The organism is Brevibacterium sp. FME37 (assembly GCF_014897485.1).
Classification (GTDB): domain Bacteria; phylum Actinomycetota; class Actinomycetes; order Actinomycetales; family Brevibacteriaceae; genus Brevibacterium.
In genome coordinates, this window is record NZ_JABUYE010000001.1 from 274,635 (window position 1) to 300,737 (window position 26,103).

The 26,103-nt window shown below is 62.3% G+C and carries 15 protein-coding genes and 1 tRNA gene; 12 read left to right on the forward strand and 4 right to left on the reverse strand.

What is annotated here, in order from left to right; genetic code table 11:
- Nucleotides 1–140 precede the first annotated feature (140 nt).
- From gltB to INT29_RS01230, 4 genes are all read left to right on the forward strand, one after another.
- Entirely contained in the window at nucleotides 141–4,817 is a 4,677-nt protein-coding gene (gltB, locus tag INT29_RS01215) for a glutamate synthase large subunit (protein WP_193070591.1), read from the forward strand.
- Nucleotides 4,810–6,294, forward strand: a complete 1,485-nt coding sequence (locus tag INT29_RS01220) for a glutamate synthase subunit beta (RefSeq protein WP_101570289.1) — start codon at nucleotides 4,810–4,812, stop codon at nucleotides 6,292–6,294. Before gltB ends, INT29_RS01220 begins: the two co-directional genes overlap by 8 nt.
- A gap of 116 nt (nucleotides 6,295–6,410) precedes the next feature.
- A complete protein-coding gene (pyk, locus tag INT29_RS01225; RefSeq protein WP_193070493.1) occupies nucleotides 6,411–7,958 on the forward strand; it encodes a pyruvate kinase in 1,548 nt (515 codons plus the stop codon).
- Nucleotides 7,959–8,227: 269 nt separating this feature from the next.
- Entirely contained in the window at nucleotides 8,228–9,643 is a 1,416-nt protein-coding gene (locus INT29_RS01230; RefSeq protein ID WP_101570287.1) for a dicarboxylate/amino acid:cation symporter, read from the forward strand.
- A 142-nt stretch (nucleotides 9,644–9,785) separates the two neighbouring features.
- Here INT29_RS01230 and INT29_RS01235 read toward each other — a convergent pair.
- Nucleotides 9,786–9,867: transfer RNA gene (locus tag INT29_RS01235), tRNA-Leu, on the reverse strand.
- Between the two features lie 159 nt (nucleotides 9,868–10,026).
- Here INT29_RS01235 and INT29_RS01240 point away from each other — a divergent pair.
- The gene (locus INT29_RS01240) at nucleotides 10,027–10,647 is read left to right on the forward strand and encodes an ANTAR domain-containing response regulator (RefSeq protein ID WP_374701013.1); all 621 of its coding nucleotides are present in this window, start codon (nucleotides 10,027–10,029) and stop codon (nucleotides 10,645–10,647) included.
- Between the two features lie 129 nt (nucleotides 10,648–10,776).
- On the opposite strand, the gene INT29_RS01245 is transcribed toward INT29_RS01240, so the two are convergent.
- Nucleotides 10,777–11,235 (reverse strand): PaaI family thioesterase, encoded by a 459-nt coding sequence (locus INT29_RS01245; RefSeq protein ID WP_101570285.1) that lies wholly within the window; start codon nucleotides 11,233–11,235, stop codon nucleotides 10,777–10,779.
- A gap of 41 nt (nucleotides 11,236–11,276) precedes the next feature.
- On the opposite strand from INT29_RS01245, the gene polA reads away from it, so the two are divergent.
- Nucleotides 11,277–13,943, forward strand: a complete 2,667-nt coding sequence (gene polA, locus INT29_RS01250) for a DNA polymerase I (protein WP_193070494.1) — start codon at nucleotides 11,277–11,279, stop codon at nucleotides 13,941–13,943.
- Nucleotides 13,944–13,979: 36 nt separating this feature from the next.
- Here the strand turns inward: polA and INT29_RS01255 are convergent, their stop codons facing one another.
- Entirely contained in the window at nucleotides 13,980–14,819 is an 840-nt protein-coding gene (locus tag INT29_RS01255) for a class I SAM-dependent methyltransferase (protein ID WP_101570470.1), read from the reverse strand.
- Between the two features lie 204 nt (nucleotides 14,820–15,023).
- On the opposite strand from INT29_RS01255, the gene rpsA reads away from it, so the two are divergent.
- The 5 genes from rpsA (at nucleotide 15,024) to INT29_RS01280 (ending at nucleotide 23,107) form a co-directional block, all read left to right on the forward strand.
- Nucleotides 15,024–16,511: a 30S ribosomal protein S1 gene (gene rpsA / locus INT29_RS01260; protein ID WP_101570283.1), complete on the forward strand. Its 1,488-nt coding sequence runs from the start codon at nucleotides 15,024–15,026 to the stop codon at nucleotides 16,509–16,511.
- A 100-nt stretch (nucleotides 16,512–16,611) separates the two neighbouring features.
- Nucleotides 16,612–18,372 (forward strand): hypothetical protein, encoded by a 1,761-nt coding sequence (locus INT29_RS01265; protein WP_226841499.1) that lies wholly within the window; start codon nucleotides 16,612–16,614, stop codon nucleotides 18,370–18,372.
- 47 nt (nucleotides 18,373–18,419) lie between these two features.
- Nucleotides 18,420–19,580 carry a dephospho-CoA kinase gene (coaE, locus tag INT29_RS01270; protein WP_101570281.1) on the forward strand — a complete coding sequence of 387 codons (1,161 nt, stop codon included), beginning with the start codon at nucleotides 18,420–18,422 and terminating at the stop codon, nucleotides 19,578–19,580.
- A gap of 129 nt (nucleotides 19,581–19,709) precedes the next feature.
- Nucleotides 19,710–21,842: an excinuclease ABC subunit UvrB gene (uvrB, locus tag INT29_RS01275; protein WP_226830497.1), complete on the forward strand. Its 2,133-nt coding sequence runs from the start codon at nucleotides 19,710–19,712 to the stop codon at nucleotides 21,840–21,842.
- A gap of 203 nt (nucleotides 21,843–22,045) precedes the next feature.
- Complete coding sequence (locus INT29_RS01280) at nucleotides 22,046–23,107, forward strand: TerC family protein (protein ID WP_101570279.1); 1,062 nt, start codon at nucleotides 22,046–22,048, stop codon at nucleotides 23,105–23,107.
- 103 nt (nucleotides 23,108–23,210) lie between these two features.
- On the opposite strand, the gene INT29_RS01285 is transcribed toward INT29_RS01280, so the two are convergent.
- Entirely contained in the window at nucleotides 23,211–23,501 is a 291-nt protein-coding gene (locus INT29_RS01285; protein WP_101570278.1) for a YciI family protein, read from the reverse strand.
- Nucleotides 23,502–23,567: 66 nt separating this feature from the next.
- Here INT29_RS01285 and INT29_RS01290 point away from each other — a divergent pair, with 66 nt between their 5' ends.
- The gene (locus tag INT29_RS01290) at nucleotides 23,568–26,093 is read left to right on the forward strand and encodes a DEAD/DEAH box helicase (protein ID WP_101570277.1); all 2,526 of its coding nucleotides are present in this window, start codon (nucleotides 23,568–23,570) and stop codon (nucleotides 26,091–26,093) included.
- The last annotated feature ends 10 nt before the right edge of the window (nucleotides 26,094–26,103 follow it).

Genomic DNA, 26,103 nt, shown 5'->3' on the forward strand with positions numbered 1-26,103 from the left:
GCCCAGGGGTGTAGGTTAGGTATCCGACCGTGAGAACCACGTCACACCTTTGTCTGAGGACGATCTTCTTAAGACACCGCACCAACAGCTAGAGACAGCGCCGTCTTTAACGTAGATACCTACACCCCGTGAAGGCAGCGATGTACAGTGATGACTCTTCGAACCCGAAAACTTTGCGCCACCCAGTGCGCGCAGGACTCTACGATCCCGCCCTCGAGCATGATGCCTGCGGACTCGCACTCATCGTTCGCTACCGCGGACCGGCCGACCACAAGGTTGTCGAGCAGGCTCTGAGCGCTCTGCGCAAACTTGAGCATCGCGGCGGAATCGGCTCCGATGAGGGCACCGGCGACGGTGCTGGCATCACCCTGCAGATGCCTCACGACTACTTCGCCGAGGTGCTGCGTGAGCAGGGCGTCGAGCTTCCCGATCCCGGCGCCTACGCCGCGGGAATCGGTTTCTTCGCTCAGGACTACCGAGCTGACCTGACCAGAGCGTCTGAGCCCGAGCCCGCAGTCTCGTTCCCCTCGGCCCACAACGAGGAGTCTCTCCTCGAACGCATCGCCGCCGAAGAGGGGCTGTGTGTTCTGGCCTACCGCGACGTTCCCCACGATGCCAGCGTGCTCGGCGCCACCGCCCGCGCCACGATGCCCGTCATGTTGCAGGTCTTCTTCGGCATCGACGAACGCTACCCCTCACGCGACGACCATGACCTCACCCGCCGGGCCTACATTGTGAGGAAACGTCTCGACCACGCCGGAATCTACTTCCCCTCGCTCTCACCCGCGACGATCACGTACAAGGGCATGCTCTCGACAGGACAGCTCTCCGCCTTCTACACCGAATTGCTTGACGATCGTGTGACCTCACGGATCGCGCTCGTGCATTCACGATTCTCGACGAATACGTTCCCGTCCTGGCAGCTGGCACAGCCCTTCGGCACGATCGCCCACAATGGTGAGATCAACACGGTGCGCGGTAACCGCAACTGGATGAAGGCCAGAGAATCGACTCTGGCCTCTGTTCTCCTCACCTCTCCTGTGCCCGGGACCTCGTCGAGTCTCGAGAGATTGTGCCCGATCGTGCCCCCGGGTGCCTCCGACTCGGCCTCATTCAATTCCGTGCTCGAGCTCATAGTCGCCTCGGGACGATCCCTGCCGCAGGCGATGCTGATGATGATCCCCGAAGCCTGGGAGAACACCCCCGGCATGGGGGAGTCCCGCAGAGCCTTCTACGAATACCACTCCCTGCTGATGGAGCCGTGGGACGGACCGGCCTGTGTGGCCTTCACCGATGGCAAGCTTGCCGGTGCTGTCCTCGACCGCAACGGGCTGCGACCAGCGCGCTACGTCATGACATCTGACACTGTCGTGCTGGCCAGCGAGATCGGCGTCGTCGACTTACCGGAGACCGACATCGTTGCCCGTGGGCGTCTGACCCCGGGCCGCATGTTCCTCGTCGACACCGAATCCGAGCGCATCATCTCCGACACAGAGATCAAAAACCAGCTGGCCTCCGAACACCCGTATGAGGACTGGGTCAAGGGGTGCTCCCGACGACTGGCCGACCTGCCTACCCGAATCCACGTCACCCACCCGCAGGCTTCCGTCCGGAGACGCCAACGCACCTTCGGCTACACCGAGGAGGAGCTGCGGATCCTGATCTCACCCATGGCGGAGACCGGGGCCGAGCCGCTCGGAGCCATGGGCACGGACACCGCGATCGCGGCGCTGAGCACACGGCCCAGACTCCTCTTCGACTACTTCCATCAGAACTTCGCACAGGTGACGAACCCGCCGCTGGACTCCATCCGCGAGGACATCGTCACGAGCATGTCCTCGAGCATCGGCCGGGAAGGCAACCTGCTCCAGTCCACGCGACCTGACTCTGCGCACATCCTGCTCGACCGGCCCGTCATCGACAACGACGAGCTCACGGCGATCTCCCACGTCCAGGGCCACCACCTCGGCGTCGACGATGGCCGACCCAGCGTGACCCTGTCGGGCCTGTATTCGGTGAATGCCGGACCCGAAGCCATGGCGGCACGGCTCGAGGTGTTGTGCCAGGAGGCGAGCGCCGCGGTCGAGGCCGGAGCCGTGTTCATCATCCTCAGCGACAGGGACTCCACGGTCGATCTCGCTCCGATCCCGTCCCTGCTTCTGACCTCAGCGCTCCATCACCACCTGGTGCGAGCCCGATCCCGCACTCGTGTGTCGATCATCGTCGAAGCCGGTGACGTGCGGGAAGTCCATCATGTGGCCACTCTTGTGGCCTTCGGAGCGTCTGCGGTCAACCCGTATCTCGTCATGGAGTCGGCGGAGGCGCTCGTGCGCTCGGATCGCATCCGCGGTGTCAGTGAGGCAGCTGCCGTGGCCAATGTGCTCACGGCTCTGAACAAGGGCCTGCTGAAGATCATGTCGAAGATGGGGATCTCGACGGTGCAGTCCTATCACGGTGCGCAGACCTTCGAAGCCCTCGGACTCTCCGCTGACTTCATCGACGAGTACTTCACCTCCACCCCGCATCAGCTGAGTGGGAAGGGAATCATCGAGATCACTGGGGAGTCCAATGCCCGGCACGCCGATGCCCATCGCGACGATCATCCCGCACCCGCGCACCGGAATCTGCGTATCGGTGGTGAGTACCAATGGAGACGGGAGGGACCGGGCCACCTGTTCAATCCGGAGACGATCTTCAAGCTTCAGCACTCCACCGCCACCGGACGATTCGACATCTTCGGCGAATACACTCGGGCGGTCAACGAACAGTCCCGTGAGCTGATGACGCTGCGTGGCCTGTTCGAGCTCGTCCCCGCAGACACCGGACCCATCGACATCGCCGAGGTGGAACCCGCCTCGGCGATCATGAAGCGATTCTCGACCGGCGCGATGAGCTATGGGTCGCTGTCGCAGGAGGCCCACGAGACCCTGGCGATCGCGATGAACCGCATCGGCGGCAAGTCGAACACCGGTGAGGGCGGTGAAGACACCGAACGCCTGACCGATCCCGAACGCCGATCGGCGATCAAGCAGATCGCCAGCGGTCGCTTCGGTGTGACGAGTCATTATCTGAGCGAGGCCGATGACCTGCAGATCAAGATGGCGCAGGGAGCGAAACCCGGAGAGGGCGGGCAGCTGCCCGGGGCCAAGGTCTACCCGTGGATCGCAAAGACCCGGCACTCCACTCCCGGAGTCGGACTCATCTCCCCACCACCGCATCATGACATCTACTCCATCGAAGACCTTGCCCAGCTCATCCACGATCTCGGTCGGGCCAACGCCCGGGCCCGTGTGCACGTCAAGCTCGTCTCCGGGATCGGGGTCGGCACGGTTGCCGCCGGGGTGGCCAAGGCCGGTGCCGACGTCGTGCTCATCTCCGGCCATGACGGAGGCACGGGGGCCAGCCCGTTGAACTCGCTCAAGCACGCCGGCACACCGTGGGAGCTGGGCTTGGCCGAAGCCCAGCAGACGCTGGTGCTCAATGGTCTGCGGGACAAGGTCAGCGTTCAGGTCGACGGTCAGCTGAAGACCGGACGGGATGTCATCATCGCCGCTCTGCTCGGCGGTGAGGAGTTCGGGTTCGCGACCGCGGCTCTCGTCGTTTCCGGCTGCATCATGATGCGCGTGTGCCACAAAGACACCTGCCCCGTCGGTGTGGCGACGCAGAACCCGAAGCTGCGCGAACGCTTCCACGGTCAGGCCGACCATGTGGTGAACTTCTTCACTTTCATCGCCGAGGAGGTCCGCGGCTATCTTGCACAACTGGGACTGCGGACGCTCGATGAGGCCATCGGCGCGGTCGAGCGGCTGCGCATCGATGAAGCCCAAGAGCGTGCCTCCGGCCTGCACCTCGACCTGGCATCCATCCTGAAGGTGCCCGAAGATGTTCACGGCAACACCACGGTGGCGCGCAGGTGCACGAGCGCGGTCGACCGGGACTTCGCGGACGAACTCGACCTGCGTCTGTTGGCGCAGGCGCAGGCGTCGATCCGGTCCGGGACGAAGGTCACGATCACCTCGGCGATTGCGAACACGGACCGCAGCGTCGGCACACTGCTGGGCCACCACGTCACCCGCACCCATGCAGATCGGGGGCTGCGTGAGGACACGATCAGACTGTCGCTGCACGGAACCGCAGGACAGTCACTCGGGGCGTTCCTGCCTCACGGTGTCACCATCGACCTGCACGGAGATGCCAACGACTACGTCGGCAAGGGACTCTCCGGGGGAACGATCAGCGTGCATCCCCAGCCTGAGAACCCGACCCGTCCCGAACACAACGTGATCGCCGGAAATGTGCTGGGCTACGGTGCGACGGCCGGCAAGCTGTTCGTGTCCGGTCAGGTGGGGGAGCGCTTCATGGTGCGCAATTCCGGCGCCGAGGCGGTCGCCGAGGGCATCGGCGATCACGGCCTTGAGTACATGACAGGAGGAATCGCCGTGATCCTCGGCAGCACCGGACGCAACTTCGCCGCCGGAATGTCCGGTGGCACGGCGTACGTCCTCGACTTCAACCCGGCCCGGCTCAACCCCAAGGAACGCGCCGCCGGGGTGTTCCGCTTCACCGGGGTCGGAATCGCCGATACGGACGTGCTGCAGCGACTGCTATCTGAACATGTTCAGTGGACGAATTCACCCCTGGCCACGCAGCTGCTCGAGGGACTGCGCAGGGGAGAAGACGTCCTCTCCCGATTCACGAAGATCATCCCCGTCGCCTATGCGTTGGTCAAAGACGTTCAGGACGAGCTCACCGCGTCTGGAGAGCCCCTGGATTCCGAAGCCGCCTGGCACACAATTCTGGAGGTTGCCAATGGCTGATCCACACGGATTCCTAAGCGTCGATCAGAGGGAGACGCCCCGGCGTCGACCGGTCCCCATCCGCCTGATGGACTATCGCGAGGTCTACGAGGCGGGGGACCCCGAACAGCTGCGCAGACAGGCCTCACGGTGCATGGACTGCGGCGTCCCCTTCTGCCATCAGGGCTGCCCCTTGGGCAATCTGATTCCCGAGTTCAATGATGCAATGTATCGCGGAGAGCTGCCCCGGGCGGTCGAACTGCTGCATGCGACGAACAATTTCCCTGAATTCACCGGCAGGGCATGCCCGGCACCATGTGAGAACGCCTGCGTCCTCGGCATCAACCAACCGGCCGTGACGATCAAACAGGTCGAGGTGACCATAGTCGACCAGGGCTTCGAAGCCGGCCTCATCCAGCCGGTGATCCCGGAGCGGATCACCGGGCACACGGTGGCCGTCATCGGCTCCGGGCCCGCCGGCCTGTCAGCAGCCCAACAGCTGACGAGAGCCGGTCACACGGTCGTCGTCTACGAACGCGACGCCCGCCTCGGCGGCCTGCTGCGCTATGGGATTCCCGACTTCAAACTCGAGAAGCACCACATCGACCGCCGACTCGACCAAATGCGTGCTGAGGGCACACGCTTCAAGACGTCAATGGAGATCGGAGTCGACATCAGCCTCGAGGAGCTGCAGTCGAGCTTCGACGCGGTCATCGTATGTACGGGAGCCACGGTTCCCCGAGACATGGGCATCGCCGGCCGGGACCTCGACGGCATCGAATTCGCGATGGACTATCTGGTGCCCTCGAACAGGGTGCAGGCAGGGGAACAATCTGGGGTGCAGGACACCGATCAGTCGGGGCGCGGGAAGTCCGGAGGCTTCATCGATGCCCGCGGCAAACACGTGATCATCATCGGCGGCGGCGATACGGGTGCCGACTGCTTGGGCACGGCACTGCGGCAGGCCGCTGCCTCGGTGACGACACTGGCGATCGGAACGCAGCCTCCCGCCGAGCGCAGCGAGTCCGATCCCTGGCCGACGGTTCCGCGGATCTTCGAAGTCCAGTCCTCTCATGAGGAGGGCGGAACACGGCGCTACCTCGCGTCGACGACTGGATTCGTCGGCGACGACGGGGGCAGCGTCATGGGCATCGACGTCGCCGAGACCCGCTTCGTCGATGGCGCACGAGTTCCAACTCCTGGTACCGAGCACCGTCTCGACGCTGACCTCGTCCTCTTGGCATTGGGGTTCTCAGGTCCCGAGTCTGAAGCGTTGGGCCTTGACGTTGCAGAAGGAGGCGCCTTCGCCCGCGATGACTCCTATGTGGGTTCGGCGCCGGGTGTCTTCATCGCCGGTGACGCAGGTCGGGGCCAGTCGCTGATCGTGTGGGCCATCGCTGAGGGGCGCTCGGCGGCGGCCGAGGTGGATCGCTTCCTCACCGGCTCATCACGGCTCCCAGAACCGGTCAGACCACACGAAAAGAGTTTTAAATGTTAAGATAGTCCGTGTCATTTAATGAGAAGTCCGCACGTAGGTGTGTGTGATTCTCCTCCGACGAACAGACGTGGCAGGCGGTTCGTATCGCCTGCCACGCTACAGGTAGGGTGGTGTGCATGAGGCGTGCAAAGATAGTCGCAACATTAGGTCCGAACCAGAACTCCTATGAAGAGATCCGCGCTCTTGTCGACGAAGGCGTCGATGTGGCCAGATTCAATCTCAGCCACGGCAAGCGGGAAGAGCACGAAGAGAAATTCGCCTGGGTTCGCCAGGCTGCACTCGATACAGGTCGCGCAGTCGCATTGCTGTTGGACCTGCAGGGCCCCAAGATCAGGGTCGGCAATTTTGCCAACGGCAAGGAAGAGCTCGTCGAAGGCGCAACATTCACGATCACCAACCGTGACATCGCGGGCACAGCGGAGGTCGTAAGCACCACGCTCTCGACCCTGCCGGGCGATGTCTCCGTCGGAGATCCGCTGCTCATCGACGATGGGCGCCTGCGTCTGCGTGCCACCGAGGTCACCGACACCGATGTCGTCACCGAGGTGGAGATCGGCGGAACGATCTCGAACCACAAAGGCATCAACCTTCCCGGTGTTCCGGTCTCCGTGCCGGCACTGTCGGAGAAGGACATAGAGGACCTCAAATGGGGCCTCAACCTCGGCTTCGACTGGGTGGCTCTGTCCTTCGTCCGCAGCCCCGAGGACATGGATGACGTCAGGGCGGTGATGGACGAAGTCGGCATCCACGCCCCCGTCATCGCCAAGCTGGAGAAGCCGCAGGCCGTGGAGCAGCTCGACGCGGTCATCGACGCCTTCGACGGAATCATGGTCGCCCGCGGCGACCTCGGCGTGGAACTGCCGCTTGAGCAGGTCCCGATCGTCCAGAAGCGTGCGGTCGAGATCGCTCGACAGCAGGCCAAGCCCGTCATCGTGGCCACTCAGATGCTCGAGACCATGATCGATGCCACCAGGCCCACCCGCGCCGAGGCGAGCGACTGCGCCAACGCCGTCCTTGACGGTGCCGATGCCCTCATGCTCTCCGGTGAGACCTCGGTCGGCGAATACTGGGTCGAAGCGATCCGGACCATGAGCCGCATCATCGAGTCCACCGAAGAGCACGGCATGGAGCGCATCCCGCAGCTGGGCACAGTTCCCCACACCAAGGGAGGGGCCGTCACGGCCGCCGCTGTCCAGATTGCTGAACAGCTCGACATCGATCTGCTCTGCACCTTCTCTCAGACAGGTGACTCCGTGCGCCGGATGTCGCGTCTGCGTCCCGCCTGGCCGATCCTCGGGTTCACCCCTGATGCGCAGGTTCGCCACCAGCTGGCTCTGACCTGGGGCGTTCGCCCCTACCTGGTCAAGACAGTGCGACACACGGACCAGATGGCCAGACAGGTCGATGCCGTGCTGCTAGCCGACGGAACAGCACACGAAGGCGATCAGTCCATCCTCGTAGCCGGTTCCCCTCCCGGCATCCCCGGGTCGACCAATGCCCTGCGCATCCACACCATGGGTGATGCAGCCAAGGGTGTTGCCGCAGCCTACGAAGACTCCTCGGACGATGAGGAAGATCCTTTGGCCGGGTACGGCATCGTCTCCGAAACGCCGGTCACTCATGAGGTGCCGATCGTCAAGGAGAACGGCACACCGAGGCACTGAGTGCCACAACAGCGCCCATGCGCTGAGTCTGTCGATAACGGCGGTCGCCCCATCTGGGGTGGCCGCCGTTTGCCATGTGCGGGTGGTGACCGGAGTGGCTTGGGGAGGTGGTGGCCGGTGCGGCTTTGGTGAGTGAGACCCACTTCACTTGGACTTGCGGAATTTCATAGATTGCTCAACAGTTGTGTCTTGAGTTGAGCAATGCTTGAGTCAAGCATCGCTTGCGTTGAGCATTGTTTCGAAACTGACAGGCAAAGAAGAGGAATCGCATGAGATTGCCCAAGTGGAGCAGATCCTTCGGGGTGCAGGTCACCATAGCCCTGATTGCGGGCGTGGTGCTCGGGCTGATCGCCCGGTCCTGGGGTCCGGTCAGTGAGGGTCAGGACAACTGGCTCGGTCAGACCTTGGACACCATCGGGTCCTCGTATGTGACACTCCTCAAGGCGGCCGTCGTGCCGCTTGTGATCACCGCGATCATCGCCAGCATCGGCAACCTGCGCAAGGTCACCAACGCTGCCAGTCTTGCAGTCTCGACACTCCTATGGTTCGCGCTCACGGCCCTCATTGCTGTCCTCATCGGCCTCATCCTCGGCGTTGTGATCCAGCCGGGCATGCACGCTGATGCCTCATCGTTGAGCGAATCTGCACCGGATTCGAACGGCAGCTGGATCGGATTCCTCACTGGTCTCGTGCCTGTGAACTTCCTCGGCCTCGAGGTCGGCACCTCCGCCGATGAATCCGGCGCTATGGTCTCCGAGGTCAACTTCAACATCCTTCAGCTCATCATCGTCTCCGGCGCGATCGGCATTGCCGCAGTCAAGGTCGGAAAGGCCGCCGAGCCATTCCTCCAGTTCGTGGAGGCGGCCCTGGCCGTCGTCCAGAAGGTGGTGTGGTGGATCGTGCGCATCGCCCCGATCGGCACCCTCGGGCTCATCGGCAATGCCGTGAACTCCTACGGCTGGTCGACCATGGGTTCCCTGCTGTGGTTCGTCGTGGCCGTCTACATCGGCCTGGCAATCGTCTTCTTCGGCGTGTACCCGACCCTGGCGAAGCTCAATGGCCTCTCCGTGCGTCAGTACTTCTCCGGAGTCTGGCCCGCAGCTCAGATGGGCTTCGTCTCCCGGTCATCGATCGGTACCATGCCGGTCACCCAGAAGGTCGCCACCGACAACTTCGGAGTTCCCCAGAGCTACGCCGCATTCGCGGTTCCCTTCGGCGCGACCACGAAGATGGACGGCTGCGCCGCGATCTACCCGGCGATCGCTGCGGTCTTCGTGGCCCAGTTCTTCGGAATCGACCTCACAATCGTCCAGTACTTCCTCATCGTGTTCGTCTCAGTCATCGGCTCGGCGGCAACAGCAGGGACAACTGGTGCCACCGTCATGCTGACACTGACGCTGTCCACGCTCGGACTTCCACTTGAAGGTGTGGGACTGCTGCTGGCGATTGAGCCGATCGTCGACATGGGGCGCACCGCGCTCAACGTCTCCGGCCAGGCCCTCGTGCCTGCCATCGTGGCCAAGCGCCACGGAATCCTCGACGAAGCACGCTATGACTCGGACCGCATCAACGGCTATGTCCCGATGGGCGAGGACGTGGATGCAGGTGAGAACGGCGCAGGCACGATCGAAGCCGAACTCGAAGAGTCCTCACTCGAAGGCTCCTCGGGTGGGACCCGAGCCTGAGTCCACGATCTGAGCGGTGTCGAATCGGCTGAGGCGGAGTTCGCCGGTGGAACACCGCCTCAGCCGAAATGCAGAGAACCCCCGAGCAATCATGCTCAGGGGTTCTCTGCTGTCAGAACTCTGCCGCCTCTGGGGCGAAAAGTACCGGATGTGGGACTCGAACCCACACGTCTCTCGACAATGCATTTTGAGTGCACCGCGTCTACCGATTCCGCCAATCCGGCTGAGCACGGATTGAATCCGCGCCACGCTAGAGTTTACGACAGCTTTTGCGCGATTGCACAATCGACTGCGGTGGCGGCGATCACACGGGTGGCTACCATCACAGAAGAAACTTGGGTACCGAGGTCGGTCCACGCGTGGGCCTGGTTTAGACTGGTGCCGTGCTTTCAAACAGCGAACAACCAACTTCAGATGAGTCCGTGCCGGTTCGCCGCGTCGTAGTGGCGGAAGACGAGGCCGTGATTCGTCTCGACATCGTCGAGATGCTGCGCGAGGTCGGATACGACGTCGTCGGCGAAGCCGCAGACGGTGAATCCGCAATCCGCCTGGCCGAAGAGCTGCGCCCCGATCTCGTCGTGATGGACATCAAGATGCCCATCCTCGACGGAATCTCCGCAGCGGAGAGGATTGCCAAGGCGCGCATCGCTCCGGTGGTCCTGCTCACGGCGTTCTCGCAGAAGGAGCTCGTTGAGCGAGCCCGTGATGCGGGAGCAATGGCCTACGTGGTCAAGCCCTTCACCGCAGCGGACCTCATCCCAGCCCTCGAGATCGCCCTGTCGCGTCATGCGGAGATCAGCTCCCTCGAGAGCGAGATCTCGGATCTGACCGAACGCTTCGAGACCCGCAAGGTCGTCGAACGTGCGAAGAGCCTGCTCCAGACCTCGATGGGTCTGAGCGAGCCAGAGGCCTTCCGTTGGATCCAGAAGACCTCGATGGACCGCCGCCTGACAATGCGTGAGGTCGCGGACACCGTTCTCAAACAGATCGGCTCCGACAAGTAGTCAGCACCCACCCGAACACACACTGAGGCCGGCGAATCCGAAGATGATTCGCCGGCCTCCTGCGTTGCCGCGAAGCAGTGACAGCGCATTGGCCATCATTGCCTGTCATCGGCTGTTACTGCCCGGGCATCATTTCGGGTCGGTCTTGAGGATCATGTTCGTGATCCGCACGATCGAGAGAAGCCGACCGGCTTCATCGGTCATCTTCACCTCATGGGACACGATCGTGCGTCCCTGATGGAGCACCTCGGCGCGGCCGGTCACCGTTCCATCTCGCGCGGCGCGCAGATGCGTGGCATTGAGGTCGACACCGACGACGTTCTTACCCCCGGAGATGAGGAACGAATGCATGGATGCCAGCGATTCGGCGAGCACCACATGACCGCCACCGTGGAAGAGGCCCATGGGCTGAGTGTTGCTTTTCACCGGCACGTGGCCGGTGACATGTTCGTGAGTCAGCTCTGTGAACTCGATCCCCATTTTCGCCGCCAGATCACCGATTGCTTCGGGAGCATTGAGCTGGCCGAGCAGCTCCCTGCTCTGTCCCTCAGTGGTCTGCGCGGTCAGTGATGCCTCTGGTCTGAACATCGTTCTCCTTCATGTCAGTTTTGAACGATAGGCTATGCCATGTGACTCAAGTAAACGAATCTCTCCTGCTCATCGATGGACACTCTCTGGCGTACCGGGCATTCCACGCCCTGCCGGTGGAGAACTTCGCCACCAGCACCGGCCAGCCGACGAACGCCATCTACGGCTTCATCTCGATGCTCATCAATGTCCTCAGGGACGAGTCACCGAGCCACGTGGCCGTCGCCTTCGACCTGGGGCGACAGACATTCCGTCTGGAGGAGTACCCAGAGTACAAAGCCGGACGTGCCAAGACCCCACCGGAGTTCCATCCCCAGATCGACCTGATCAAGGACATCGTGGTCGCAATGGGACTCACCGTGGTGACCAAAGAGGGTTTCGAGGCCGATGATGCGCTGGCGACCATGGCTCGCATGGGCACCGAGGCGGGCGCCGCTGTCGAGGTGATGAGCGGGGACAAGGACTCGTTCCAGCTTTCGAGCGATTCCGTGACGATCCTCTACCCCAAGCGCGGAGTCAGCGATCTCAACCGCATGACCCCGGACGCGATCGAAGAGAAGTACGCGGTCACTCCCGCAAACTACCGTGGACTCGCAGCCCTTGTGGGGGAGAAGGCGGACAACCTTCCCGGAGTACCCGGTGTCGGTGACAAGACTGCGGCGAAGTGGCTGGCATCCTACGGTGACCTGCCCGGCGTGCTTGAGAATGCGGAGTCGATCAAGGGCAAGGTCGGTGAGAAGCTGCGGGACCACATTCCTGATGTCGAACGCAATTTCCGGCTCAACCGCCTGCTCGACGATGTGGACCTGGGTCTGACCTATGCCGATTTGAAATGGGAAGAGGGTGATCCGGCCGAGCTCTCGAGCCTGTTCGACCAGCTCGAATTCCAGGCGCTCGGCAAGCGACTCAGTGCGATCTTCGGCGAGGAGGCCGTGCCGGAAGCAGCTGCCGGTCCGGCTCGGGAAGTCTCCATTGAAACTCTCGAGGTTCCCGGTCTGCTTGAGAAGTTGGCAGATTCCGATGTGCTCGCCCTCGATTCCGATGCGCGTTTCGAGCTCGGACGCGGTGATGTTCGGATCCTCGCCGTATCCGGTGCACCTGAGGAAGCTTGGGTCGTCGACCTCGCCGAGGCGGGGGAAGCCGCCGTCTCCAAGCTGAGCTCGGCGCTGCGGACGAAGACCCTGATTCTGCACAGCTCGAAGACGCAGCTCAAGGCCTGGCGTTCGCTGGGCCTGGACGTCGACGATGTCGCCGGTGACACGGCGTTGGCCGCCTATCTCCTGGTGCCCGATCAGCGCAGCTACGAACTGCCGCAGATCGCGCTCGAGCGCACCGGCATCGAACTCAGCGACTCCACTGGCGACAGCGGTCAGCTGGCCCTCGACCTCGACTCCGACCAGACCGCTCAGACTCACGGGCACAGAGCCGCCGCGCTGCTCGAAGTCCACGACAAACTGGCCACGGCGATCGACGAGGCGAACATGAGCCAGGTCTATCGCGACATCGAACTGCCGCTTGTTCCTGTGCTGGCCGAGATGGAGCTCGCTGGCATCGCTGTCGACGAGGCTGGCCTGTCCGGTCTCATCGAGGAATTCACGAAGCAGGCGAACGCCAGCGCCGAACTCGCCTACGAGGCAATCGGCCATGAGGTCAATCTCGGGTCGCCGAAACAGCTGCAGGCCGTGCTCTTCGACGAGCTCGACATGCCCAAGACCAAGCGCACGAAGACCGGGTACACCACCGATGCCGAGGCGCTGGCAGAGCTGTTCATCAAGACCGAGCACCCTTTCCTGCAGCACCTGCTGGCTTACCGGGATTCGACGAAGCTCAAACAGACCGTCGTCGGGCTCCTCAAAACCGTGGCCGAGGACGGTCGCATCCACACGACCTATCAGCAGACCGTTGCTGCGACAGGTCGACTTTCCTCACTGGATCCGAACCTGCAGAACATTCCGGTCCGCACCGAATCAGGGCGGCGGATCCGTGAGATCTTCATCGCCGACCCGCAGGTCACCGACTCTCGGCTCCTGACGGCGGACTACTCGCAGATCGAAATGCGCATCATGGCCCATCTCTCGGGCGATGCGGCACTCATCCAGGCTTTCAAGGACGGTGAAGACCTGCACTCCTACGTCGGGTCGAAGGTCTTCGGCGTCGGCATCGACGAGGTCGACTCCGCGATGCGCTCGAAGGTCAAGGCCATGTCCTATGGGCTGGTCTACGGACTCTCCGCCTATGGGCTCTCCCGTCAGCTGGCGATCGGTGTGGACGAGGCGAAGAACCTTATGGAGCAGTACTTCGAACGCTTCGGTGCGGTCAAGGACTACCTCGACGAGATCGTCGAGCAGGCCAGGACCAACGGCTATACGGAGACCATCATGGGGCGCCGTCGCTACCTGCCCGCTCTGCACAGTGACCGGAGGCAGCTGCGGGACATGGCCGAACGCGCCGCCCTCAACGCCCCGATCCAGGGTTCGGCCGCCGACATCATGAAGATTGCGATGCTCAAGGTCAGCGACCGCCTCGGCGATCTGAAGTCGACGGTCCTGTTGCAGGTCCATGACGAGATCATCGTCGACGTCCACCCTGATGAGGTCGATTCGGTGACATCGATCGTGACCGAGGAGATGGGATCAGCCTTCGAGCTGGACGTGCCCCTCGACGTCAACGTCGGAACCGGCGTCTCCTGGCACGACGCCGCCCACTGAGGGCAGTGGGCAGTGCAGAGACAGTCTGCTGTTGAGTCAATCCTTGCTGAGTGTGGTGGAGAAGATGACGGTGCCGGGCATCAGGGTCCCACGCAGCGGAGACCAGCCGCCCCAAGCGGTCTGGTTGGACTCCGGCCATTCAGGTTCGGTCACCGAATCGATCGTGAAGCCGGCTGTCACCAGTAGGTTCACCCAATCACCCATGGTGCGGTGGTGTTCAGCATAGACCGGCTGGCCGTCTGCGGAGATCTCCACATAGGGGGTCCGGTCGAAGTAGGAGTACTCAACGGTCAGGCCAGATTCGCCGGGCACGTCGGGGAACATCCAGCGCATCGGATGCGTCGTCGAGAACGCCCACCGTCCGCCCGGACGGACCACACGGGCGACCTCGGCGAGAACCACCTCGGCGTCCTTCACGAAGGGCAGCGCCCCATAGGAGGAGAACGCAACGTCGAAGCTGTTCGAGGCGAAGGGAAGCTGACGGGCATCGGCGTGCAGGAACGTCGGGGGAGTGGCGTCGTCGCTGAGCGGGTGCTCACGCTGCAGGCGCGAGGCCTGCTCGAGCATGCCGGCGGAGACATCGACTCCGGTGGCGATTGCACCCTCTTCGGCCAACCAGCGTGAGCACTGACCCGCGCCGCAGCCGACCTCGAGGATCTGGCGTCTGCTCACATCTCCGAGCAGACGGACATCCGATTCATGAATTCCCTCGGGACACCACATGAACTCGGAGGCACCGAGGAAACTGCCGTGCTCGGCGAGATATTCCTCAGCTGAATTGTCCCAATAGCCTCTGTTGGCGCGGACAGATGCCTCTTCATCGATGGGCAGATAGCCACCGCTGATGACCTCGGCCCGATAACTTCCGTCGCTCATCATTCCTCCGTGGCGATTGCCATGTTCTGTTTCCGACTGCGGCGTGCATTCACGCCATGGATGATGCTAGTATTGACAACCGTATGCGCGTATGCATGCATGTCCAAAATCGTAATCGAGACCGGATCCAGTTCTCGGGCTGTTTCACAGCATCGCCTCAGAGTATCGGATCTGGACCATAATTCCATCGGAGTCCCAACCTATATGACCACCACCACGCCGGAATCGGTGCAGCCGAAGCAGATCGCTGTCAACGACATCGGAACCGCTGAGGATTTTCTCGCCGCCGTCGATGAGACGATCAAGTACTTCAACGATGGCGACATCGTCGAAGGAACCGTCGTCAAGGTCGATCGCGACGAAGTCCTCGTCGACATCGGATACAAGACGGAAGGCGTCGTCCTTTCGCGAGAACTCTCCATCAAGCATGATGTCGATCCCGGCGAAGTCGTCGAGGTCGGGGACGAAATCGAAGCCCTCGTTCTTCAGAAGGAAGACAAAGAAGGCCGACTCATGTTGTCCAAGAAGCGCGCTCAGTACGAGCGCGCCTGGGGTGACATCGAAAAGATCAAGGAAGACGACGGTGTCGTCACCGGTACCGTCATCGAGGTTGTCAAGGGCGGCCTGATCGTCGACATCGGTCTGCGCGGCTTCCTGCCTGCCTCCCTCGTTGAGATGCGTCGCGTCCGCGATCTTGCTCCTTACATCGGCCAGCAGGTCGAAGCCAAGATCATCGAACTGGACAAGAACCGCAACAACGTCGTTCTGTCCCGTCGCGCATGGCTCGAGCAGACCCAGTCCGCGGTTCGCCACGACTTCCTGCAGACCCTGCAGAAGGGCCAGGTCCGTCCCGGCGTCGTCTCCTCCATCGTCAACTTCGGTGCATTCGTCGACCTTGGTGGTGTCGACGGACTCGTTCACGTCTCCGAGCTGTCCTGGAAGCACATCGATCACCCAGGCGAGGTTGTCACCGTTGGTGACGAGGTCACCGTTGAGGTGCTCGACGTCGATATGGACCGCGAACGTGTCTCCCTGTCGCTCAAGGCGACTCAGGAAGACCCATGGCAGCACTTCGCTCGCACTCACGTCATCGGTCAGATCGTTCCCGGCAAGGTCACCAAGCTGGTTCCGTTCGGTGCATTCGTGCGCGTCGAAGACGGCATCGAAGGCCTCGTCCACATCTCCGAACTCGCAGTTCGCCACGTGGACCTGCCAGAACAGGTCGTCTCCGTTGACGAGACCATCTACGTCAAGGTCATCGACATCGACCTCGAACGTCGTCGCATCTCGCTGTCGCTGAAGCAGGCGAACGAAGGCGTCGACCCCGAGGCCGACGAATTCCTCGACCCTGCCCTCTACGGCATGCCGCAGGAATACGACGAAGACGGGAACTACAAGTACCCAGAAGGCTTCGATCCAGAGACCAACGAGTGGATGGAAGGCTTCGACTCACAGCGCGAGGTCTGGGAGCAGCAGTACGCTGCCGCTCAGGAACGCTGGGAAGAGCACAAGAAGCAGGTCGCCAAGGCCATCGCTGCGGATGCCGAAGCAGGCTCCGAAGAGGCCGGCAGCGCTCCTGCCGAAGCTGCACCAGCCACCGGATCGTTCTCCTCGGAAGAGGCAGCCGACGAAGGAACACTGGCCAGCGACGAAGCTCTCGCAGCTCTGCGTGAGAAGCTTGCAGGCAGCTGATAACAGCACTCACAAGGGCTCCCGGTCGATTGGCCGGGAGCCCTTTGTGTATGCATCCACCCTGCGACAGCGAGCCCGACCGTGGCTGTGGTATGCGCTTATGCTCACTGTCATCAGCATCTGCGTGTTCGGACAGGTCGCCGCCGATCCCGGAGGGCAAGTTGTCGCCGGCAACGACGACTCCTCCCTCTTCATCTGGTGGCTCGGACACGCCGCGGACATCTTCGCCTCGCAGCTCGGCTTCGGCACCCCTCAGGCAGGATCGGCAGACGGCCTCCTCTACACGGAGGCGATGAACACACTCAACGGCGGTGTCAACGGAGCCTGGAACACGTCCCTGGCCGGCCTGGCCCTGATCCTGGCCCCCGTCACCTGGGCGGCAGGACCCATCGTCAGCTACAACCTGCTCATCATCTCCATCCCGGTGCTGGTCAGCCTCGCGGCTGCGGCTCTCTTCACCCGGTTCCTCACCCGAATTCCTGCCTTCATCGCGGCCGGCGGAGTGGGGTTCTCCAGCTACGTGATCGCCCAGACCTCCGGCCATCCCAACCTCGCCTTCGCCGTCGCACCACCACTGGTGGCATTGATCCTCCTCAAACTCCTGCTGCGGGCTCCTCGGGTGGGAATCGGCAGCCGTGAGTTCTGGACCTTGAGCCTCGGACTGGGAGCTGTGCTGGGGTTCCAGTTCTACGTCTCCACCGAGGTCCTCGCCGGTACCTTCATCGCCGCACTGTGCCTGCTGGTCAGCATCGCCGTCTTCGGCAGGAAGGTCTGGAACCTCGCCGGCTGGCTGAGATTGGGCCTCGGCGGTGTGCTCGGATCCGCGCTGGCGCTGTTCATCGCCCTGCCCCTCCTGTTCACGATGCGCGGACCCAACGCGCCCGGCAGTGCGATTCGACCCCACGGAGTATGGAACACGGATCTGCTCGATCCCATCATCCCCGCCGGTCCGACTCTTCTCGGGTCAGGTGCCTCACCCATTCCGCGCATCATGGACATCGATGCCGCCGAACTCGGCGCCTACGTCGGAGTGCCCGCCCTCATCGTCGCTGCCCTCATCGTCATCTGCCTGGTCCGCAAGCCGAGGTATGGAACGATCCTGACCATCGCCTCGGCGACGGGGCTCTTGGTCTTCGTCCTCTCGCTGGGCTCACCGGTACTTCTCGATGGGAAGAGCATCCTTGGGACCGGTCCCTTCGCATTGGTCGAAGCGATACCGGTGCTCAACAACGTCCTGCCCATGCGCCTGGTCCTGCATTCGACGATCGCACTGTTCGCGATCCTCGGCTGCGGACTGCAATGGGTGCTTGAGAATATCCGGCTCCGCGTCGGCCAAGCTCTGCTGGGGCTGCTGGCAGTTGCCGCGGTCACAGTGATTCCTGGTGTGCAGACGTCACGCGAGGTCTACGTGCCCGAGTTCTACACCGAATCCATCGCCGAGGTGATTCCCGCAGGATCGGTCGTGAAGACTGTTCCCCGCCCGCTGGCCTGGGCCGAACCCCATGCCGACGAAGCCATGGTGTGGCAGTCGGTGAGCGGTTTCCACTACCGGGAGTCCGGCGGCTATTTCATCGGCTCGAGCCCGGATGCGGGTGTCACCTATGCAGCCCCGGAGGATGCTCTGGACACGCTGCTGCACGAGGTGGTGTACTCCGGTGCGCCCTTCCCAGATCCTGAGAGCAGTGAGATGAGCGCGGCCGTCGATGAGCTGCGCGATTCGGGTGTCGACTTTGTCGTCCTTGCCCCGGACGCGCCGCTTCTGCCCGGTGGTCCCGGAGAATACGAGAACTTCCTCAACACCAGCCTGGGCGAACCGGTGTTCGCCGAGGAAGGAGTTTTGGTCTACTCGCTCGATCGCTAGGTGCACCTGATCTCGCTAGGTGCACCTGAAATGGCTAGGCTGAGGTCATGCTGAAAATAGGTCTCACCGGTGGAATCGGTGCCGGGAAGTCAACCGTCTCCGAGATCCTCGCCGCCCACGGTGCCGCGATCATCGATGCCGACAAGATCGCACGGGAGGTCGTCGCACCGGGGGAGCCCCTGCTCGATGACCTTGCTGAGAGATTCGGTGAGGCCATCATCGGTGACTACGGTGGACTCGACCGGGCGCAGCTGGCAGCCGCGGCATTTGTCGACGAGCAGTCCACCGCGGCTTTGAACGCGCTCATGCATCCCGCGATCCGTGACCGCACCCTCGAGCACTTCGCCAGGCATTCCGACGCCGAGGTGGTCGTCCACGATGTGCCGTTGCTCGTCGAGAACGCGATGACCCCCGCCTACCACCTCAATCTTCTCGTCGACGTCCCGGCCGAACTGCGCCTGGAACGGCTGATGAGGGCCAGGGGTATGACCCGCGACGACGCAGAATCGCGCATCGCCCGACAAGCCAGCGATGAGGACCGGTATGCCGTCTGCGACGTGATCATCGACAACGCGGGCACGGTCACTGCAACGCAGGACCGCGTTGCCGACCTCGTCCACGACCGGATCCTTCCCTTCGCAGAGAATCTGACAGCGCAGCGGCGTGCAGAACGAGGCCCGGCCGTACTCGTTGACCCCGATGGCCAGGACTGGGAGCTGCAGGCACAGCGGATCATCGCCAAACTCCACCACGGCCTCGGCGATCAGTTCCACATCGACCACATCGGGTCGACAGCAGTACCGGACCTCGCTGCGAAGGACGTCATCGACCTGCAGATGCTCGTACCCGATCTCGATACTGCACATGAACTCTCTGACCGGCTGGCAGAGCTGGGATATCCGGGCAAAGAGGCCGTCGACAACCTCGGCGAGGGGCAGCTGGAGACCAAACGATTTCACGCGAACACGGACCCGGGGCGGGCCGTCAACCTCCATGTCCGAACGACGGATTCCGTGGGTGCCATCTTCGCGCGGGAATTCGTTGAACTGCTGCGTACGGACACCGTCGAACGCGACCGATACGCACAGCTGAAGTCCACTTTGGCCCTTGACTATGCCGGCGATGATCACTCCCACGGATATGCGGAGGCGAAGGAACCCTACTTCCTGACGATTCGCCGACGACTCGTCCCCGGCAGCTTCGACTGAGCGGCGCGCGCCCCAGTCCTATCCCGACGACAGTCCCACCCCCGAGAATTCCCTGTGGCAGGTCCCAATAGTTCCCTGTGCCAGGTCCCGATCATTCACTGCGTCAGTGCCGAGGGCTAGTGTGGGACCATGAGCTCAGAACGTCCCCTGCCAGCCATCGGCCACAGGCCGGATGTCACGCGCACAGTCGCCCCCTTCGAAGTCGTCTCCGAATACTCCCCATCCGGTGATCAGCCCACCGCAATCACCGAAATATCGGAACGTCTCGACCGGGGTGAGCGCGACATCGTCCTGCTCGGCGCCACCGGTACAGGTAAGTCCGCAACCACGGCCTGGCTGATCGAACAGGTTCAGCGCCCGACCCTGATCATGGCACCGAACAAGACCTTGGCCGCACAGCTTGCCAATGAGTTCCGTCAGCTGCTGCCCAACAACGCCGTCGAGTACTTCGTCTCCTACTATGACTACTACCAGCCGGAAGCATACGTTCCCCAGACCGACACCTTCATCGAGAAGGACTCCTCAGTCAACGACGAGGTCGAACGTCTGCGCCACTCGGCAACGAACTCCCTGCTCACCCGCCGTGATGTCGTGGTCGTCTCGACGGTGTCCTGCATCTACGGTCTGGGCACACCCGAGGAATACGTCGACCGGATGGTGACGCTGAAGCGCGGCGAACAGTGCGACCGCGATGAACTCCTCAAGCGCTTCGTGTCGATGCAGTATGCCCGCAACGACATGGCATTCACCCGCGGCACCTTCCGTGTCAGGGGCGACACTGTCGAGATCATCCCGCAGTATGAGGAACTGGCCCTGCGGATCGAGTTCTTCGGCGATGAGATCGAAACTCTCCAGACGCTGCACCCGCTGACAGGTGAGATCGTGCGTGAAGAAGAGACGATCCATGTCTTCCCCGCTTCCCACTACGTCGCCGGTGAGAACCGTATGGGTCGAGCCGTCAGCGAGATCGAGAACGAACTGCAGACACGGTTGAGCGAGTTCGAATCGCAGAACAAGCTCCTCGAGGCTCAGCGCCTGAAGATGCGCACGACCTACGATCTCGAAATGATGGAGTCGATGGGCTTCACCTCCGGCATCGAGAACTACTCCCGGCACATCGACGGACGTCCCGCCGGGTCGGCACCGAACTGTCTGCTCGACTACTTCCCTGAGGACTTCCTTCTCGTCGTCGACGAATCCCACGTCACCGTGCCGCAGATCGGCGGCATGTACGAAGGCGACATGTCGCGCAAGCGCACACTGGTCGAACACGGATTCCGTCTGCCCAGTGCGATGGACAACAGGCCGCTGAAGTTCGATGAGTTCCGTGAACGCATCGGGCAGGCCGTGTACCTGTCGGCGACTCCCGGCAACTTCGAGCTGGGCAACGCGAACGGATACGTCCAGCAGATCATCCGACCCACCGGTCTCGTCGACCCGGAGATCGTCGTCAAACCGACCAAGGGACAGATCGACGATCTGCTCGACGAGATCAGAACCCGCGTCGACGCCCAAGAGCGGGTCCTGGTCACAACACTGACGAAGAAGATGGCCGAGGACCTCACGGACTACCTCCTCGAACACGAGGTGCGAGTCGAGTACCTCCACTCCGACGTCGACACTCTGCGGCGAGTCGAACTCCTGACAGAGCTGAGAGCCGGCTCATTCGACGTCCTCGTCGGAATCAACCTTCTTCGTGAGGGCCTTGACTTGCCCGAGGTCTCCCTGGTGGCCATCCTCGACGCCGACAAGGAGGGTTTCCTCCGTTCGGCCACCTCTCTGATCCAGACGATCGGTCGTGCAGCGCGTAACATCAACGGCCAGGTTCACATGTACGCCGACACCATCACACGGTCCATGCGGGAGGCCATCGACGAGACCGACCGTCGACGCGAGATCCAGGTCGCCCACAACAAGGAACATGGAATCGATCCCATGCCGTTGGTGAAGAAGATCGCCGACATCACCGAACGGCTGCAACGGGAGGACGCGGACACACGTGAGCTGCTGACCGAATTCGACTACGGCAAGGGCAAACGCGGGTACAACTCGACACTCACCGACGAACAGCGTCAGGCTGCCGGCAAGGCCGGTTCCCTGCGTCCACCGGCAGCGGACCTGACCGAGCTCATCGAATCCCTGACATCGCAGATGCACACGGCAGCGGCGGAGCTGCAGTTCGAACTCGCCGCCCGCCTCAGAGATGAACTCTCGGACCTGAAGAAGGAATTGCGGCAGATGAAGCAAGCCGGGCACGCCTGAATCGGTGCGCATGTGCGTGGCCCAGGATCCGCCCGACTATACTGGTGAGGCTGGCGAAAGGGAGTATCCCGTCCATCCGTGCTCGTCATCACGATCCTTCGAAGGGTCCGGGCGCGGAGCGCACGCCGCCACTGCCGCAGTGGTCATAGCGTGGGAGAGACTTTCGGCACGGGTACATCACCGACTCCTTTTGAAAGGCATCCATGGATATCCTGTCCTCCACTCTCGCAGCAGGCGGTCAAGCCGCAGCTGGCAGCGAGTCCGCCATTCCTCCGTGGTTCATGATCACCTCGGGCATCGTCGTCGTCGCGATCCTCATCTTCGATCTTCTGCTCGTCGTCAAGCGTCCCCATACCCCGTCGATGAAGGAAGCGGGCATCTGGGTCGCGTTCTACGTCGGCCTCGCCATTGTGTTCGCCGGTGCGCTCTTCGCCATCGGCGACGCAACGCACGGCAGTGAGTTCCTCACCGGTTGGCTGCTCGAATACTCGCTCAGCATCGACAACCTGTTCGTATTCATCATCATCATGGGCAGCTTCTCAGTGCCACGGAAATACCAGCAGGAAGTTCTCATGGTGGGCATCATCATCGCCATCGTCTTCCGCGGTATCTTCATCCTGGCCGGTTCTGCGATCATCACCGCGTTCGTCGAGGTCTTCTTCATCTTCGGCATCTTCCTCCTCATCGTCGCGTACCGGCAGGCATTCAGCGATGAGGATGAGGGCGATGGAGAAAACGGACTCATCCGTCTTCTGCGCAAACGAATCAATGTCGTCGACGAGTACCACGGCAACAGTCTGCGCGTCACTCTCGAAGGCAAGAAGTACTGGACACCAATGTTCATCGTCTTCATTGCGATCGGTTCCACGGACGTCATGTTCGCGCTCGACTCGATTCCGGCGATCTTCGGTGTCACCCAGAATACGTTCCTCGTCTTCACCGCCAACGTCTTCGCGCTCATGGGTCTGCGCCAGCTCTACTTCCTGCTCGGAGGTCTCGTCGACAAGCTCGTCTACCTCCATTACGGAATCGCAGCGATCCTCGCCTTCATCGGCGTCAAGCTCTTCGTCCACGCTCTCCACGAATCGGACTGGGACTTCCTGTCCTGGGGCGCGTCAATCCCAGAGATCCCGACGTGGCTGTCGCTGAGCTTCATCGTCGTTGCCATGGCGGTGGCAACGATCGCTTCCTTGGTGAAGATGAAGAAGGACGGCATTCCCATCCGCAGCACCGACGCCGAGGAGTCAGACGACTCCCAGGACTGAGCGAAGGGCCCGCTGGCCACCGGTATGACTGTGCGCGGGTATCCTCCCGAATGGGGAGACCCGCGCACAGCGGCCATGCGGCCTCACTCCTGAGGGAATAGGCTCAGGCTGGGGAGAACGGACCGAAGACTGGGGTCCACTCCCGAACGACCGTTTCGTCGATGACACCGATCGAGGCGTAGGGATCGTTGGCCAGATGGGCATCGAGTTCCTTGCGGTCGGCGGCCTGCATCAGCAGCAGGCCACCGGGCACCGGCTCATTGTCCAGCGGACCCGAGGCCAGTACAGTTCCGGCTTCATACAGATCGGACTGCCACGCACGATGAGCGGGGCGCGCATCCATGCGAGTATCTGTATCGGGACCATAAACATAGTTGACGGCGAAAACCGGCATCTGAAACTCCTGAGGTTCGATCAATAGGATGGACATCAGTCTAAACGGAAAGGTCTGTGCATAGTTGTGGTGCGATTGCAGGAGATCCCAGCGGAATTCGCTGATGAAGACGCGGTGTACGAGGCCTTCGGCCACTACTGCGACGAGCTGGGAATCGAACCGTACCCCGCTCAGGACGAAGCCATCCTCAACATTCTGGCCGGCGACAACACGATCGTCGCCACGCCCACAGGTTCGGGCAAGTCACTGGTGGCGCTGTTCGCCCTCTACCAATCATTCACCCGGGGGATCAGGGCCTATTACACGGCCCCGCTCAAGGCTCTGGTGAGCGAGAAGTTCTTCTCCCTCATCGACGCCTTCGGTGCTGAGAACGTCGGTATGATCACCGGCGATTCCACCGTCAACGGAGATGCGCCCGTGATCTGTGCGACGGCTGAGATCCTGGCGAACCAGGCTCTGCGTGAAGGCGGTCTGGTCGATGCAGGCATGGTCGTCATGGACGAATTCCACTACGTGGCCGATCCTTCACGCGGCTGGGCATGGCAGGTTCCGCTGCTCGAAATGCCGCAGGCGCAGTTCGTGCTCATGTCGGCCACCCTCGGCGACACGAGTGAAATCTGCCGCACCATGGAAGACACCACCGGCCGTGACAGCTCCGTAGTCACCTCGGCGACCCGACCGGTGCCTCTGGAATACGAATACTCCACCGAACCCCTCTCCGACACGCTGCGCTCCCTGGTGCGCAATGACAAGGCCCCCGTCTACGTCGTGTCCTACTCACAGGCGGGCGCCATCGACCTGGCCACAGGTCTCCTCTCCGTCGACCTCGCGTCGAAGGAGCAGAAGGCCGCAGTCGCGGCAGCCATCAAGGGCTTCACCTTCGCGAAGGGATTCGGGCAGAGTCTGCGCAAACTGCTCCTACACGGAGTCGGCGTCCACCATGCCGGAATGCTGCCCAAATACCGCAGGCTGGTCGAACAGCTCGCGCTCAAAGGCCTGCTGTTGGTCATCTCCGGAACCGATACCCTCGGCGTCGGCATCAACGTTCCCATCCGCTCCGTGCTGCTGACAGGGCTGACGAAGTTCGACGGCCGGAAGATGCGCAAACTCAGCGTCCGCGAATTTCAGCAGCTGGCGGGCCGTGCTGGTCGCGCCGGTTTCGATACCCGCGGCTACGTCATCGCGCAGGCACCAGAACATGTCATCGAGAACATGCGGGCAGAAGCCAAAGCGGCCAATGCGGACAAGAAAAAGAAGAAGGTCAAGAAGAAGTCCGCCCCCGCCGGGTTCGTCGGCTGGTCGGAGGAGACCTTCACAAAACTCATCGAATCCCAGGCCGAATCTCTGCGCTCACGCATGAAGATCGACCATTCGACGATCCTCAACCTGGTCGCCCGCCCAGGCTCGAACGTGGCGATGATCAGCCGCTTCATCGACAAGACCCACGAAAGCCGGGAACGCCACCTCGATCTCAAACTCACGGCACTGAACATCGGGCGCTCACTGATCGACGCCGGTCTCATCGAAGCCGAGGACGGAGAGCTGGTGCCGACCACGGACCTGGGACCCCAGTTCGCTCTCAACCAGCCGCTGGCACCCTTCGTGCTCGCCGGACTCGAACTGCTCGACCCTGATTCAGAGACCTTTGCCCTCGATGTGGTCTCATTGGTCGAATCCACCACACCGGTGCCGTTCCCCGTCCTCAAAGGCCAACTCGATCGGATCAAGAAGGACACCTTGGCCGAGCTCAAGGCCGAAGGCCTCGAGTACCCCGAGCGGATGGCCATCCTCGACGAGATCGAAGGACCGAAGCCGCTGGCGGAGGTCCTCGAACCCGCCTTCGAACACTTCATCGAGGTGCACCCGTGGTTGCGCTCCGGCAACTTCGAACCGAAGTCGATCGTGCGCGACATGGTCGAGCAGGCGATGGGCTTCACCCAGTTCGTCAGCTACTACGCTCTCACCCGGGTCGAGGGCAGCCTCCTGCGCTACCTCACCGACGTCTTCCGGGCACTGACACACAATGTCCCCGCCGATGACAGGACCGATGAACTCTCGACCATCATCGAATGGCTGGGGGAGACGATCGCCCGAACCGACTCATCCCTGCTCGATGAATGGCGCACCCTGCAGGGACTGTCCCCGACGGACTTCGCGGACGAAGAGCTGCCCGACCTCGATCGGAAGTTCTCCGACAACGTGCGGGTCTTCACCGCCGAGGTGCGCAATGCTCTGTTCCACCGGGTGCTCCTGGCCGAACGCGCCGACTACGCGGAACTGGGCCGTCTCGATGCCGACAGCGGCTTCGACGCCACAGCCTGGGAAGACGCGATCGAAGACTTCTACGAAGAGTACGGTGACCTCCTCACCGACGGGAAGGCCAGAGGCAAGGAATATATCTCGATCGAACCTGGTTCCCAGACATGGACCGTCCGTCAGACCTTGGCCGATCCCGATGACAACCGGGACTGGGCCATCGACGCCGAGGTGGACGTGCGCGCCAGTGATGAAACCGGAGACATCGTGCTCCGTGTCCTCGCAGTCGGAGAGATCAGTGCCCGTCCCCATTCAAGCAATGTCAGTGCCGAGTAATACAGTGGAC

Excerpts from the sequence above, each read along its gene's own strand:
- gltB (WP_193070591.1), top strand. The coding sequence starts at position 141 with ATGTACAGTGATGACTCTTCGAACCCGAAAACTTTGCGCCACCCAGTG.
- INT29_RS01220 (WP_101570289.1), top strand. The coding sequence starts at position 4,810 with ATGGCTGATCCACACGGATTCCTAAGCGTCGATCAGAGGGAGACGCCC.
- pyk (WP_193070493.1), top strand. The coding sequence starts at position 6,411 with ATGAGGCGTGCAAAGATAGTCGCAACATTAGGTCCGAACCAGAACTCC.
- INT29_RS01230 (WP_101570287.1), top strand. The coding sequence starts at position 8,228 with ATGAGATTGCCCAAGTGGAGCAGATCCTTCGGGGTGCAGGTCACCATA.
- INT29_RS01245 (WP_101570285.1), bottom strand. The coding sequence starts at position 11,235 with ATGTTCAGACCAGAGGCATCACTGACCGCGCAGACCACTGAGGGACAG.
- INT29_RS01255 (WP_101570470.1), bottom strand. The coding sequence starts at position 14,819 with ATGAGCGACGGAAGTTATCGGGCCGAGGTCATCAGCGGTGGCTATCTG.
- rpsA (WP_101570283.1), top strand. The coding sequence starts at position 15,024 with ATGACCACCACCACGCCGGAATCGGTGCAGCCGAAGCAGATCGCTGTC.
- INT29_RS01265 (WP_226841499.1), top strand. The coding sequence starts at position 16,612 with ATGCTCACTGTCATCAGCATCTGCGTGTTCGGACAGGTCGCCGCCGAT.
- coaE (WP_101570281.1), top strand. The coding sequence starts at position 18,420 with ATGCTGAAAATAGGTCTCACCGGTGGAATCGGTGCCGGGAAGTCAACC.
- uvrB (WP_226830497.1), top strand. The coding sequence starts at position 19,710 with ATGAGCTCAGAACGTCCCCTGCCAGCCATCGGCCACAGGCCGGATGTC.
- INT29_RS01280 (WP_101570279.1), top strand. The coding sequence starts at position 22,046 with ATGGATATCCTGTCCTCCACTCTCGCAGCAGGCGGTCAAGCCGCAGCT.
- INT29_RS01285 (WP_101570278.1), bottom strand. The coding sequence starts at position 23,501 with ATGCCGGTTTTCGCCGTCAACTATGTTTATGGTCCCGATACAGATACT.